This is a genomic window from Alsobacter sp. R-9 (assembly GCF_054612375.1).
On the sequence record NZ_JBTSWJ010000001.1, the window covers coordinates 61,881 to 75,236 of the forward strand.

Annotated in this window: 13 protein-coding genes; 8 read left to right on the forward strand and 5 right to left on the reverse strand. The window is 69.7% G+C overall.

Annotated features, from left to right (window positions below):
• Window positions 1–88: 88 nt before the first annotated feature.
• A complete protein-coding gene (gene pcaF, locus ACX9GQ_RS00320; protein ID WP_459627531.1) occupies window positions 89–1,297 on the reverse strand; it encodes a 3-oxoadipyl-CoA thiolase in 1,209 nt (402 codons plus the stop codon).
• Window positions 1,298–1,813: 516 nt separating this feature from the next.
• Between pcaF and ACX9GQ_RS00325 the strand changes: the two genes are divergently transcribed.
• The 3 genes from ACX9GQ_RS00325 (at window position 1,814) to ACX9GQ_RS00335 (ending at window position 3,241) form a co-directional block, all read left to right on the forward strand.
• Window positions 1,814–2,479, forward strand: coding sequence for a permease (locus tag ACX9GQ_RS00325; protein WP_459627532.1), 666 nt, complete (start codon window positions 1,814–1,816; stop codon window positions 2,477–2,479).
• Window positions 2,476–2,967 carry a hypothetical protein gene (locus ACX9GQ_RS00330; protein ID WP_459627533.1) on the forward strand — a complete coding sequence of 164 codons (492 nt, stop codon included), beginning with the start codon at window positions 2,476–2,478 and terminating at the stop codon, window positions 2,965–2,967. Before ACX9GQ_RS00325 ends, ACX9GQ_RS00330 begins: the two co-directional genes overlap by 4 nt.
• Before the next feature lie 76 nt (window positions 2,968–3,043).
• Complete coding sequence (locus ACX9GQ_RS00335; RefSeq protein WP_459627534.1) at window positions 3,044–3,241, forward strand: hypothetical protein; 198 nt, start codon at window positions 3,044–3,046, stop codon at window positions 3,239–3,241.
• A 3-nt stretch (window positions 3,242–3,244) separates the two neighbouring features.
• Here ACX9GQ_RS00335 and ACX9GQ_RS00340 read toward each other — a convergent pair whose 3' ends face one another.
• Window positions 3,245–4,213 (reverse strand): hypothetical protein, encoded by a 969-nt coding sequence (locus ACX9GQ_RS00340; RefSeq protein WP_459627535.1) that lies wholly within the window; start codon window positions 4,211–4,213, stop codon window positions 3,245–3,247.
• Between the two features lie 39 nt (window positions 4,214–4,252).
• A complete protein-coding gene (locus ACX9GQ_RS00345; protein WP_459627536.1) occupies window positions 4,253–5,434 on the reverse strand; it encodes a pyridoxal phosphate-dependent aminotransferase in 1,182 nt (393 codons plus the stop codon).
• Window positions 5,435–5,557: 123 nt separating this feature from the next.
• Here ACX9GQ_RS00345 and ACX9GQ_RS00350 point away from each other — a divergent pair, with 123 nt between their 5' ends.
• The 4 genes from ACX9GQ_RS00350 to denD are packed head-to-tail and all read left to right on the forward strand — an operon-like array spanning window position 5,558 to window position 10,419.
• A complete protein-coding gene (locus tag ACX9GQ_RS00350; RefSeq protein WP_459627537.1) occupies window positions 5,558–7,441 on the forward strand; it encodes an IlvD/Edd family dehydratase in 1,884 nt (627 codons plus the stop codon).
• Window positions 7,442–7,466: 25 nt separating this feature from the next.
• A complete protein-coding gene (locus tag ACX9GQ_RS00355; RefSeq protein ID WP_459627538.1) occupies window positions 7,467–8,624 on the forward strand; it encodes a GNAT family N-acetyltransferase in 1,158 nt (385 codons plus the stop codon).
• 21 nt (window positions 8,625–8,645) lie between these two features.
• Window positions 8,646–9,392: an SDR family oxidoreductase gene (locus ACX9GQ_RS00360; protein ID WP_459627539.1), complete on the forward strand. Its 747-nt coding sequence runs from the start codon at window positions 8,646–8,648 to the stop codon at window positions 9,390–9,392.
• 46 nt (window positions 9,393–9,438) lie between these two features.
• A complete protein-coding gene (gene denD / locus ACX9GQ_RS00365) occupies window positions 9,439–10,419 on the forward strand; it encodes a D-erythronate dehydrogenase (RefSeq protein ID WP_459627540.1) in 981 nt (326 codons plus the stop codon).
• A gap of 54 nt (window positions 10,420–10,473) precedes the next feature.
• Here the strand turns inward: denD and ACX9GQ_RS00370 are convergent, their stop codons facing one another.
• Window positions 10,474–11,289: an AprI/Inh family metalloprotease inhibitor gene (locus tag ACX9GQ_RS00370; RefSeq protein ID WP_459627541.1), complete on the reverse strand. Its 816-nt coding sequence runs from the start codon at window positions 11,287–11,289 to the stop codon at window positions 10,474–10,476.
• 4 nt (window positions 11,290–11,293) lie between these two features.
• Window positions 11,294–12,268, reverse strand: coding sequence for a 2-hydroxyacid dehydrogenase (locus tag ACX9GQ_RS00375; protein ID WP_459627542.1), 975 nt, complete (start codon window positions 12,266–12,268; stop codon window positions 11,294–11,296).
• A 209-nt stretch (window positions 12,269–12,477) separates the two neighbouring features.
• Between ACX9GQ_RS00375 and ACX9GQ_RS00380 the strand changes: the two genes are divergently transcribed.
• Window positions 12,478–13,356: ABC transporter ATP-binding protein (locus ACX9GQ_RS00380; RefSeq protein ID WP_459627543.1), on the forward strand; the 879-nt coding region annotated here is incomplete at its 3' end.

A 13,356-nucleotide genomic window follows, 5' to 3' on the forward strand; every position in this document is an offset into this window, starting at 1 on the left:
TCCGGTTCCTGCGGAGCCGCAATGGCCGCCTCCGCGCCTTTCGGCCGCGCCGCCGCGACCGGTCGCCTCGCCATCGAGGCCGGGGGTTCTACAACCGTTCGATCGCCAGTGCCACGCCCTGCCCGACGCCGACGCAGAGCGTCGCGAGGCCGAGGCGCCCGCCGGAGCGGTCGAGGTGGCGCGCCAGCGTCAGCACCAGCCGCGCGCCCGAGGCTCCAAGCGGATGGCCGAGCGCGATGGCGCCGCCGTTGGGGTTCACGTGCACCGCGTCGTCCGGCAGGCCGAGCCCGCGCAGGACCGCGAGCGCCTGGCTGGCGAAGGCCTCGTTCAGCTCGACCGCGTCGAAGGCGTCGATCGTCAGCCCGAGGCGGGCCATAAGCTTGCGGGTGGCCGGCACGGGCCCGATGCCCATGATGCGCGGCTCGACGCCGGCAGTCGCCATGCCGAGAACGCGGGCCACCGGCGAAAGCCCGTGCCGGCGGACCGCCTCGGCGGAGGCGAGCAGGACCGCAACGGCACCGTCGTTGACGCCCGACGCGTTGCCGGCCGTCACGGTGCCGTCCGGCCGGACGATGGGCTTCAGCCCCGCCAGCTGCTCGGCCGTCGTGTCGGGCCGCGGATGTTCGTCCTGCGCGACGCGCACGGGGCCCGAGCGACCCGCGGGCACGTCGACCGGCACGATCTCGCCGTCGAAGAAGCCCGCCGCGCGGGCCGCCGCGGCGCGCTGCTGGCTGCGCAGCGCGAAGGCGTCCTGGTCGGCGCGCGCGATGTCGAAGTCGCGAGCGACGTGCTCGCCCGTCTCCGGCATCGAATCCGTGCCGTAGCGCTCCTTCATCGCCCTGTTCACGAAGCGCCAGCCGATGGTGGTGTCGTGGATCTCGTTGCTGCGCGAGAAGGCCTCCGATGCCTTCGGCATCACGAAAGGCGCGCGCGTCATGCTCTCCACCCCGCCGGCGATGGCGAAGTCGATCTCGCCGGCGCGGATGGCGCGCGCGGCCGTGCCGACAGCATCGAGGCCGGAGGCGCACAGGCGGTTCATGGTGGTGCCGGGCACCTCCTGCGGCAGGCCCGAGAGCAGCGCCGCCATCCGCGCGACGTTGCGGTTGTCCTCGCCGGCCTGGTTGGCGCAGCCGTAGAAGACGTCGTCCACGGCGCCCCAGTCCGCCGACGGGCACGCCGCCATCAGCGCCTTGATCGGCGCGGCGGCGAGATCGTCGGTGCGCAGGCGGGCGAGGCCGCCCCCGAAGCGGCCGATGGGGGTGCGGATGCCTTGGCAGAGGTAGACGTCGCGGCTCATGGGTCCTGTTTCACTCGTTCCCGCCGGCGTGGGCGCGGCGGGTGCGCTCCTGGGTGTCGCGAAGCACGGCCAGTTCCTCCCCGACGTCGGCACCATAGCGCAGAGGCCAGCCGGTGTTCTCCTTGATTCAGGCGCAGGTGACCCCGGAACATTCCGCCCCACTTCGTGCGCATATCGCACGATTGTTCAGCTGTCGCACACGTTAGATGGGGCGCTGCTGATGGGTCAAGCTCCGCGGCGCTCGGGAAGATCGGGGAGATCGCCCTTGGCGGACAGGACGGCGAAGATCACGGCGGTGGACCAGCCCATCAGCAGCGCGCCGTTGAGTGCCGTCATGGGCCCGATCACCCGCCACTCCTGCAGCAGGCCCCCCGGTTGGAAGTCCCGGCTTCCCTTGCTGCGCCGACCGGTCGCCGGCGCGGGACGGCTGTGCGCGGGGGACTCTTGCGCCGCCCCTGCTCTGTCGACAATGTCCACGGCGATCCGCCGCCGCGGTCCCCCGAGCGAAGCCCCGCCGTGCCGCCAACCGACGACAAGCCCGCCCCCGCGCCCGACGCGTCCGCCCCGCCGGCGGCCGTGCACGACGCCACGCCGCTTCCCCAGCGGCCGCCGAAGCGGGGGCTGGACTGGAGCTTCTGGGTCGTCGCGGGCCTGTCGATCGTCTCGGCCGTCGCCGTCTGGCGGCGGGACGGGCCCGCGGTGTTCTTCGACGTCCTGGAGGAGGATCTCATCCTCTTCCTGGAAATCGTGCCGAAGGTCGTGGCCGGCACCCTGATCGGTGCCCTCATCCGGCTGATGATCGGCCGCGAGATGATCGTGCGCTGGCTCGGGGCAAGCTCCGGTATCCGCGGGCTGCTCATTGCGACCATTGCGGGCGTGCTGATCCCTGCCGGGCCGTTCACCGTCTTCCCGCTGGCCGCGACCTTCCTCGTCGCCGGCGCGGATGCGGGGGCCGCCATCGCCTTCATCACGGGGTGGCTGCTGCTGGGACTCAACCGGGCGGTGATCTGGGAGATGCCGTTCTTCGGCGCTGCCTTCGTCGGCTGGCGCATGGCCTCGTCGTTCTGGGTGCCGATGGCGGCCGGGTGGCTCGCCCGCTACGCCATGCGGCTGAAGTGGTTCAAGGAAGGCGAGGGGATGGGCCCGCCCGGGACGACGGGGAGCGGGGACGGACGGCCGTGATCATCATCATCGTCACCGCGCTGCTCTACGTCATCGTCGGCATCCTGCTGCTGGCAGCAATGCGCCGTCGCGACGGCACGGCGCGCAACGCGCTGATGTTCACGTTCTGGGATTTCGTGAACCTCTTGCCGCGTCTTGCCGTCGGCATCGTCGGCTCGGGCTTCCTTGCCCGCGTCCTGCCGCAGGATCTCGTCATCGCCGCGTTGGGGCCGGGTTCGGGCCTGCTCGGCATCGCGGGCGCCAGCATCGCCGGCGCGCTCACGCCGGGCGGGCCGGTGGTCGGCTTCGCCCTGGGTGCAGCCGCGCTGAAGGCCGGCGCCGGGCTGCCGCAGATCATGGCCTTCGTGACGGCCTGGTCGCTCTACACGCTGAACCGCCTTCTCGTGTGGGAGGTGCCGTTCATGCCGTACCGTTTCGTCGTGCTGCGGGTCCTGGTCTCGCTGCCGTTCCCGTTCTTGGCGGCATGGCTTGCAACGCTGGCCGTGTGACGCGCGCCACCTCACCGAACACCGGATCAAGCTTCGGCTGCCAAGGGTGTGTCCCGTCGCAGGAGGTGCCCGGACCGTGGACAGGATTTCCGTCGTCGTGATGGTCCTTGCGGTCGCGGGGGTGGGTCTTGCGCTGTCCTTCGAGCGCTGGCGCCAGCGCAACGATCCGCGCCGCAAGTCCAAGACCGGGTCCGGCGGAGACGCCGGATGGTCCGATCGCGACGGTGACAGCGACGGCGATGGTGGCGGCGACGGCGGTGGAGGCGGGGACTGACGCTCAGTCCGGCATGAAGTCGTAGAGTAGCGTGTCGGGCGCGCTCGTGTTGTGGCGCGACGGCGCCACCCGGCCGAGCCAGAACTCGTTGGCGACGGTGCCCTTGAACTGCATCACCGGCCGCTGCTCCCAGCCCTTCTTCCACGGCTGGCGGAAGGCGATGTGCGAGGCGTCGGCGTTGACGTCGGTGACGTACATCGAGCGCAGCGCGGCGAAGGGGCGGCGGGTCACGGTCTTCTCGAACATCACCTCGATCATCGAGGAGGTCTCGGTGATGGTCGCCACGCGGACCGTCGCGACATCCCCCTTGGGGAAGGTGAGCTCGAAGATGCGGGCGCGCGGGTCGAACTTCACCGCCTTGAGGTCGACGAAGGGCCGCTGCTTCTCCTCGACCGTGCCGACGAGGAACGAGGTGCCGTAGGCCACCTGCTCCAGCCGCGCCGGCGGCAGGGGGCGGGCGCGCCAGTAGCCGTCCATCGGATAGAGCACGAGGTGCTCGTAGGGCGGCTTGTCCGGGCGCTTCATGAACAGCTGGACGAGGAAGAGGTTGTGCTCCTCCCGGTCGCCGACCTTCACCGGCACCTCGTCCTTGCGCCAGAACATCGGGTCGTTGCGGTGGCCGACCAGCATCATCTGGTCGTCCTCGTAGATGATGATGCGCTCGTCCTTGGCGTTCGGGTTCGGCGGCTTGTCCTCGATGGTGCAGTTGGTGAAGTCGGGCGCCGTCTGGTCCACCACGATGGTCCCGATGACCGCCGGATGGCGCGCCTCGATCTTGAAGTGGCGCACCTTCGGGCTCGAGAACGTCAGGTAGACGTTGTCGTCCTCGGCGCACAGCGTCGGGACGGACCGGTTCGTCACGGCGACGGTGAGGGGCCTGCCGTCCTCGGCGCCGGCCGGCGGAGACCAGGCCAGCGCCGCGGCCGCGAGGAAGGCCGCCGCCGCGAGGCGGCCGAAGAGGGGTGCGCGCATCGAATCACCGTGAGCGGAGCCGCGCGAAGCGGCCTCGCCTCACGCCGGCCGATGGGTATCGAGGAACTCCCGCATCCGCGCAAGCGCCTTGCGGATGTTTTCCGTCGAGTTCGCGTAGGAGAGGCGGATGTAGCCCTCCCCGTGCACGCCGAAGTCCGGGCCGCCGATGGTGGCGACGCCCGCCTCCTCGAGGAGCGCGGATGCGAGCTTCTTGGCCTTCCAGCCGGTTCGGGAGATGTTCGGGAAGGCGTAGAACGCGCCCTTCGGCACGGCGGCCGACACGTTGGGCAGGGCGTTGAGGCCCTCCGTCACCACCTTCCGGCGCCGGTCGAACTCCTCCACCATCGCCTTCACCGCGTCCTGCGGCCCGGTGAGGGCCGCGAGGCCGGCGAACTGGGCCGAGGCGTTGACGCAGGAATACGAGTTCACCGCGAGCTTGCGGGCGTTCTCGTAGAGCGGCTTCGGCCAGATCGAATAGCCCATGCGCCAGCCGGTCATGGCGTAGGTCTTGGACCAGCCGTCGAGCAGGATCAGCCGGTCTCGGATCTCGGGATAGGCGAGCAGCGTGCGGTGCTCGAGCCCGTCATACACCATCTGCCCGTAGATCTCGTCGGACATGATCGCCACGTCGGGGAAACGGGCGAGGCCGGCGACGAGCTTGTCGATCTCCTCCTTCGGCGTCACGCCGCCCGTGGGGTTGGCCGGGGAGTTGAGGATCAGCAGGCGTGTGCGCGGCGTGATCAGGGACAGCGTCTCCTCGGCGGAGAAGGCGAAGCCGTTCTCCTCGCGGATCGGCACCGGGATCGGCGTGGCGCCGGTGAACTCGATCATCGAGCGGTAGATGGGAAAGCCGGGGTCCGGGTAGAGGATCTCCGCGCCCGGCTCGCCGAACATCTCGATGGCCATGAACATGGTCACCTTGCCGCCGGGCACGATCAGCACGAGCTCCGGATCGACCGTGACGCCGAACCTCTTGTGAAGATCCGCGGCCACGGCCTCCCGCAGCGGCAGGATGCCGTTGGCGGGCGTGTAGCCGTGGTGTCCGTCGCGCAGCGCCTTGATGGCGGCCTCGACGATGTGCTCCGGCGTGCGGAAGTCCGGCTGGCCGATGCCAAGGTTGATGATGTCGCGGCCCTGGCGGGCGAGTTCGGTCGCGCGGGCGAGGACGGCGAAGGCGTTCTCCTCGCCGATGCGGTTGAAGGCCTCGACCGTGTGCAGCATGAACGTCTCCCCCGCGCGCCCGGCATGGATCGGGCGTTGATTTCGGCGCGCATTTAGGGCGATGCTGCCGCCGAAATCAAATCGGTTCGATCGAAGAACCGGGCACGATCGCGAGGAAACGAGATGGCGGGCAAGGCGAAGGGCGGCAAGGCCGCAGGCAATGGCGTAAACGCGAAGGCGGCCAAGGCGGCGGGCAAGGGCGCGAAGGCGACGGCGGCGGCCGCTAAGCGCCGCCTGCGCTCGCAGCTCTGGTTCGACAACCCCGACAATCCCGGCATGACGGCGCTCTATCTCGAGCGCTACCTCAATTTCGGCCTCACGCGCGAGGAGTTGATGTCGGGCAAGCCGATCATCGGCATCGCGCAGACCGGCTCGGACCTGTCGCCCTGCAACCGGCACCACCTCGACCTCGCCAAGCGCGTGCGCGACGGCATCACGGCCGCCGGCGGCGTGGCCTTCGAGTTCCCCGTCCACCCGATCCAGGAGACGGGCAAGCGGCCCACTGCGTCGCTCGACCGCAACCTTGCCTATCTCGGCCTCGTCGAGGTGCTCTACGGCTACCCGCTCGACGGCGTCGTGCTGACGACGGGCTGCGACAAGACCACGCCGGCCTGCATCATGGCGGCGGCGACGGTGAACATCCCCGCCATCGTTCTCTCGGGCGGCCCGATGCTGAACGGCTGGTGGAAGGGCGAGCGCTCCGGCTCCGGCACCATCGTGTGGAAGGCGCGCGAATGGCTCGCCAAGGGCGAGATCGGCTACAAGGAATTCATGGACGTGGCCGCATCGGCCGCGCCCTCGGTGGGCCACTGCAATACCATGGGCACGGCCTCGACCATGAACTCGCTCGCCGAGGCGCTCGGCATGTCGCTGCCCGGCTGTGCCGCCATCCCGGCGCCGTATCGCGAGCGCGGCCAGATGGCCTACGAGACCGGCAAGCGCATCGTCGACATGGTGTGGGAGGACCTGAAGCCGTCCGACATCCTGACCCGCAAGGCCTTCGAGAACGCCATCGTCGTCAACTCCGCCATCGGCGGATCGACGAATGCCCCCATCCACATCAACGCCATCGCCCGGCACATCGGCGTCGACCTCAAGGTCGAGGACTGGGAGAAGGTCGGTCACAAGGTGCCGCTGATCGTCAACCTTCAGCCTGCCGGCTTCTATCTGGCCGAAGAGTATCACCGGGCGGGCGGCGTGCCGGCGGTGGTCAACGAGCTGATGAAGAAGAAGCTCATCCACGAGGATGCGCTGACCGTGAACGGCAGGACCATGGGCGAGAACTGCCGGAACACCCCCGTGCAGGACCCCGACGTGATCTACCCGATCACCAAGCCCATGCTGAAGAACGCCGGCTTCATCGTGCTGAAGGGCAACCTGTTCGACAACGCGGTGATGAAGACGAGCGTGATCTCCGACGAGTTCCGCCAGCGTTATCTCTCGAACCCGAAGGACCCGGACGCCTTCGAGGGCCGGGCCATCGTCTTCGACGGGCCGGAGGACTACCACCACCGCATCGACGACCCGAAGCTGAAGATCGACGAGCACTGCATGCTGTTCATGCGCGGCACGGGCCCCATCGGCTATCCGGGTGCCGCAGAGGTGGTGAACATGCAGCCGCCGGCGGCGCTCCTGAAGCGGGGCATCACCTCGCTGCCCTGCATCGGCGATGGCCGCCAGTCGGGCACCTCGGGCTCCCCATCGATTCTGAACGCCTCCCCGGAGGCGGCGGCCGGCGGCGGGCTCGCCATCCTCAAGACGGGCGACCGCGTCCGCATCGACCTGCGCAAGGGCACGGCCAACATCCTCATCTCCGACGAGGAACTGGCTAAGCGCCGGGCCGACCTGCAGAAGCGCGGCGGCTACAAGTTCCCGGAAAGCCAGACGCCCTGGCAGGAGATCCAGCGCTCCATGGTCGACCAGCTCGGCAACGGCATGGTGCTGAAGCCGGCGGTCAAGTACCAGAAGGTCGCCCAGACGAAGGGCACGCCGCGCGACAACCACTGAGCGCGGGGCAGGCGGGGCGCCCGGCATGAGCGAGACGAGCGTGCGGGCGACCCTGCCGGTCGGCGAACCGGTCGAGACCGGCCCGGCGCAGCGGCCGTCGCGCACGGTGCTGCGCGGGCGCCTCGTTCATCTCGTCCCGCTCGATCCGGCGGCGCACGCGCAGGCGTTGTTCGCGGAGACCCACGGGGCTGACGAGGACCGCATCTGGTGCTACATGGGGGATGGTCCGTTTCCGGACCTCTTCTCGTTCAGGGCGTCGCTCGAGGCCAAGGCCGCGTCGGTTGACCCGCTGTTTTTCGCGATCCTCGACGCGGAGACTGCGCGCCCGCTCGGCTACCAGACGCTGATGCGCATCGATGCGGCCAACCGCGTGATCGAGGTCGGCAACATCGTCTTCGGCCGGTCGCTGCAGCGCACGCCGGGGGCGACGGAGGCGCAGTACCTCTTCGCGCGGCACGTCTTCGAGGACCTCGGCTACCGCCGCTACGAGTGGAAGTGCAACGACCTCAACGCCCCGTCGAAGGCGGCCGCCCGGCGGCTCGGCTTCACCCACGAGGGCGTCTTCCGCCACCACATGATCATCAAGGGCCGCAACCGCGACACGGCGTGGTTCTCGATGCTGGCGGAAGAGTGGCCGTCGCGGAAGGCCGGCTTCGAGCGCTGGCTCGATCCCGCGAACTTCGATGCTGCTGGCGCCCAGCGCGTGTCGCTCGCGCAGGCCCGGGCCGGCGAGCTCGCCGGGCTGCGTCGTGCGACCGCCGAGGACTTCTCCGGCCTGGAGCGGCTGCAGCACGGCGCCTACGCCGCCAACCGGACCATCCTCGGCGTGGTCCCGATCCCGCTTCAGGCGGACTACCGGACGATCCTCGAGACGATGGAGGTGTGGCTGGCCGACGGTGACGGCGGACCGGCGGGCGCGCTCATCGTCGAGCCGCGGGTGGACGACCTGCTCGTCTGGAGCATCGCCGTCGACCCGTCGCGACAGGGCTCGGGGCTGGGGAACAGGCTCCTGGCCGCGGCGGAGGACCGGGCCCGCGCGCTCGGCCACGCCACCGTCCGGCTCTACACGGGACAGAAGCTCACCCGGAATGTCGGCTGGTACAGCCGGCACGGCTATCGCGTGGAGCGCATCGAGCCGCTGGCCGACCGGACGGTCGTCCACATGATCAAGACAGATATCTAGAGAAGACGACAGGGGGAAAACATGGCCAAGAGGTTGCAGGGCAAGGTCGCGGTCGTCACCGCCGCCGGACAGGGAATCGGTCGCGCGATCGCGGAGGCGTACGTCGCCGAGGGCGCCACCGTGTGGGCGACGGACGTCGACGTCGCCAAGCTCGACGGGCTGGCGCGGGCGAAGCGCCGCAAGCTCGACGTCCTGTCAGACCGCCAGGTCGCCGCCTTCGCCGAGAAGGTGGGGCCGATCGACATCCTCGTGAACGCGGCCGGCTACGTGCACCACGGCACCGTGCTCGAGTGCGACGACAAGGCCTGGGACTTCTCCTTCGACCTCAACGTCCGCTCGATGCACCGCATGATCAAGGCGTTCCTGCCGGGGATGCTGGCCAAGGGCGGCGGCTCCATCGTCAACATCGCGTCCGGCGCGAGCTCGGTCCGCGGCATTCCCAACCGCTACGTGTACGGGACGACCAAGGCGGCGGTGGTGGGCCTGACCAAGGCGGTAGCGGCGGACTTCATCCGCAAGGGCGTCCGCTCCAACGCCATCTGCCCCGGGACCATCGAGTCGCCGTCGCTCGACGACCGCATCTCGACGCTGGCGAAGCAGACCAAGCAGAAGGTCGACGTCGTTCGCCAGGCGTTCATCGACCGCCAGCCGATCGGGCGCCTCGGCAAGCCCGAGGAGATCGCCGCCATGGCCGTCTATCTCGCCGGCGACGAGTCCTCCTACACGACGGGGCAGATCTTCCTCGTCGACGGTGGCTTCGCGCTCTGATCGGCTGAACCGCAGGCGGCACGGCCGCCGCGAACGGGAGAGACCCATGCACATCCTCATCATCGGCGCGGCCGGCATGGTCGGGCGCAAGCTCACCGAGCGGCTGGTGCGCGACGGCGGCCTCGGTGGCCGTGCCATCACGAAGGCGACGCTCCACGACGTGATCGAGCCCACGGCGCCGGCCGGCGCGCCCTTCGCGGTGACGACGGTGGCGTCCGACTTCTCCGAGCCGGGCGCCGCGGCGAAGCTCGTCGCCGGACGGCCCGACCTCGTCGTCCACCTCGCGGCCATCGTCTCGGGCGAGGCCGAGGCGGACTTCGACAAGGGCTACCGGATCAACCTCGACGGCACCTACCGGTTGTTCGAGGCCATCCGCGCCATCGGCGACGGCTACAAGCCCCGGGTCGTCTTCACGTCCTCGATCGCGGTGTTCGGCGCGCCGTTCCCCGAGGCGATCGGCGACGAGTTCTTCACGACGCCGCTGACCAGCTACGGCACCCAGAAGGCCATCGGCGAACTGCTGCTCGCGGACTACACGCGCAAGGGCATCTTCGACGGCGTCGGCATCCGCCTGCCGACGATCTGCGTGCGCCCGGGCAAGCCCAACAAGGCGGCCTCCGGGTTCTTCTCCAACATCATCCGCGAGCCGCTCGCGGGGCACGAGGCCGTGCTGCCGGTTTCCGAGGACGTGCGCCACTGGCACGCGTCGCCACGCTCGGCGGTGGGCTTCCTCGTCCATGCGGCGACCATGGACACCGCGGCCATCGGCCCGCGCCGCAACCTGACGATGCCAGGTCTCTCCTGCACCATCGGGGAGCAGATCGCGGCCCTGCGGCGCGTGGCGGGCGAGAAGGTGGTGGCGCGCATCCGCCGCGAGCCGGACGACACGATCAACCGGATCGTCGCGGGCTGGCCGCGCAACTTCGACCCGAAGCGGGCGCTGTCGCTCGGCTTCCGGGCGGAGAGCTCGTTCGACGACATCATCCGCGTCCACCTCGACGACGAGCTGGGCGGAAAGATCGCGTGAGGGATCTGCCCGGGCGGCGAGGCGGGGCTTAGCCCCGCTTTCGTTCGCCGGGGCTCACTGCTTCTTGAGATAGAGCTGCTGGCCGCTCGGCGGGTTCTTCTCGAAGATCCCGTCCTTGCCGGCGGCGAAGCTCTGCTCGTGCCCTTTGCGCGCGACGAGCAGCAGGCGACCGCGCTCGGTGCGCCAGCCCACGGGGTCGAAGATCTTCATCCCGCTGTCGAGGCAGCCGCCGGAGAGAACCGCGACGTACTGCCCGCGGCGCGCGGCGGGGCGCTCGGTCAGGTCGATCGAGCAGATCGGGCGGAACTTGTCGCGGGCGATGCCGTAGAGGCCGACGAGCTGCGCCGGCTGCAGCGGCGGCAGGTCCTCCGCCACGGGTTGGTGAGCGAGCGCGGCGGAGAGCGCCTTGGCGCGCTCCTCGGGCGTCTGCTGCACGGGCTTGGCGCCCCGCCGCTGCGGCTGCTGCGGCTGGCCGCTGACGGGCGTCAGCAAGAGGTCCTCGGTGCCGGCGCGTCCGGCGAAGGTCGAGCCGCCCTTGTCCCTCCGGAGATCGATGACGCTCTGGCCGGCGCCGTCGCGCAGGCTGATCGTGCCGTCGGCGTTGTAGGACCAGTTGCTGGCGGGGCCGAGCACGGGCAGCGCCTGCCGGCAGGCCGGCGGCATGCCGATCTGGTAGCCGGTCGACGTGCCCGCCGTCGTGAGGGTGAGGCGGCAGCTGCGGGTGCCGCCCTGGTTCGCGAGCTCCCAGACGCCGGACAGGGTCTTCACCAGCGGCGGCACGTCGCCGCCCGCCCCTCCGCCCGTTCCCTGGGCGAGGGCGGGAGCCGCCGTGGCCACGAAGAGGGCCGTCCAGATCGTCCGAAAGCGCATCGAATCAGCCCTTGCCGCCGGTCCAGGGAGTCTCGGCCACCGGGGTTACCGGTCCCTTGCCGCCGAACCACGACGTCAGGTTGTCCACCACCAGTTGTCCCATCAGCCGTCGCGTGTGGTGCGAGGCTGACCCCACATGCGGAAGCAGCACCACGTGGTCCATCGCCATGAGCTCGGCGGGCACCGTCGGCTCGTGCTCGAACACGTCGAGGCCCGCGGTGGCGATGGTCTTGTCCTGCAGCGCCTTGATCAGGGCCGGCTCGTCCACGACGCTGCCGCGGCCGATGTTGATGAGCACGCCCTGCGGGCCGAGCGCCTTCAGCACCGCGGCGTCGATGATGTGGTGGGTCTCCGGCCCGCCCGGGGCGACGCTGATGAGAATGTCGACGTCCTTCGCCATCTCCACGAGGCTCGGATAGTAGCGGTAGGGCACGTCCTTCTGGGCCGAGCGCCCATGGTAGGAGATGGTGAGTCCGAACGCCTCGCAGCGCTTCGCGATGGCCTTTCCGATGCGCCCGAGCGCGAGGATGCCGACGCTCTTGCCGCGCAGCGTGCCGTGGGTAAGCGGGTAGGCGCCCTTCGCCACCCACTGCCCGGCGCGCAGGTAGCGCTCCGCATTGGAGAGTTCGCGGACCGTCATCAGCAGCAGGCCGAGCGCCGTGTCCGCCACCTCGTCGGTCAGCACGTCGGGCGTGTTGGTGACGACGATGCTGTGCTGGCCGGCCCATGCGGCATCCACCGAATCGTAGCCGACGCCGAAGTTCGAGACGATCTCGAGCTTCGGCAGCCGGCCCATCATGGCGGCGTCCATGCGGGCATGGCCGCCGGTGGCGACGCCGCGGATGCGGCCGCCGACGTTGCCGAGGAACGCGTCGCGCTCGGCGGGCGCGGGCAGGCGGTGCAGGGTGAAGGTGGCGTCCAGCTGCTCCATGATGAGCGGCATTAGGGTCCCGGTCACCAGCACGTCGATGGTCTTCACGGTCGTCCTCCCCGGCGAAAACGCACCCGCGCCACGCCGCCAATCGGAATTTTCAATCGTTTGAGTCGCGGATGAACGCCGGTTGATTTCCCGACGCCGCATGCAATGATGGCGGCGGACGCCGGCCGGGGCAAGTCTCCGGCGGCGAGCCTCACATCAGCACGCTCGACCGAAACGTGGCATGGCCCGTGGCGAGCAGGGAGGAAACGATGGCATCCGTCGAAATCCGCGACGTGCGGAAGGCATTCGGCACGACCCAGGTCATCCATGGGGTCAACATCGGCATCAACGACGGCGAGTTCGTCATCCTCGTAGGCCCGTCGGGCTGCGGGAAGTCGACGCTCCTGCGCATGATCGCCGGGCTCGAGAACATCACCGGCGGCGAGATCCGCATCGGCGAGCGCGTCGTCAACGACGTCCCGCCGAAGGAGCGCGACATCGCGATGGTGTTCCAGAACTACGCGCTCTATCCGCACATGACGGTGGCCGACAACATGGCCTTCTCCATGAAGCTGCGCGGGGCGCCGAAGTCGGAGATCGAGGCGCGCGTCTCGAAGGCGGCCGGCATCCTCGGCCTGGAGAAGCTGCTCGACCGCTATCCGCGCCAGCTCTCGGGCGGCCAGCGCCAGCGCGTCGCCATGGGCCGCGCCATCGTGCGCGACCCGCAGGTGTTCCTCTTCGACGAGCCGCTGTCGAACCTCGACGCGAAGCTGCGCGTCCAGATGCGCACGGAGATCAAGGAACTCCATCAACGGTTGAAGACGACCACGGTCTACGTCACCCACGACCAGATCGAGGCCATGACCATGGCCGACAAGATCGTCGTGATGCACGACGGCATCGTCGAGCAGATGGGCGCGCCGCTGGAGCTCTACGACCGCCCGGCCAACCTCTTCGTGGCCGGATTCATCGGCTCGCCCGCGATGAACTTCATCAAGGGCCGTGTGAAGGGTGGCGGGGTCGAGGCCGACAAGGGCGGCCAGTTCCCGCTCGGCTCGGCTCCCGCCGGGTCCGACGGCCGGCCGGTGACCTACGGCATCCGCCCCGAGCACATCCATCTCTCGCCGACGGGCATGAAGGCCGAGGTC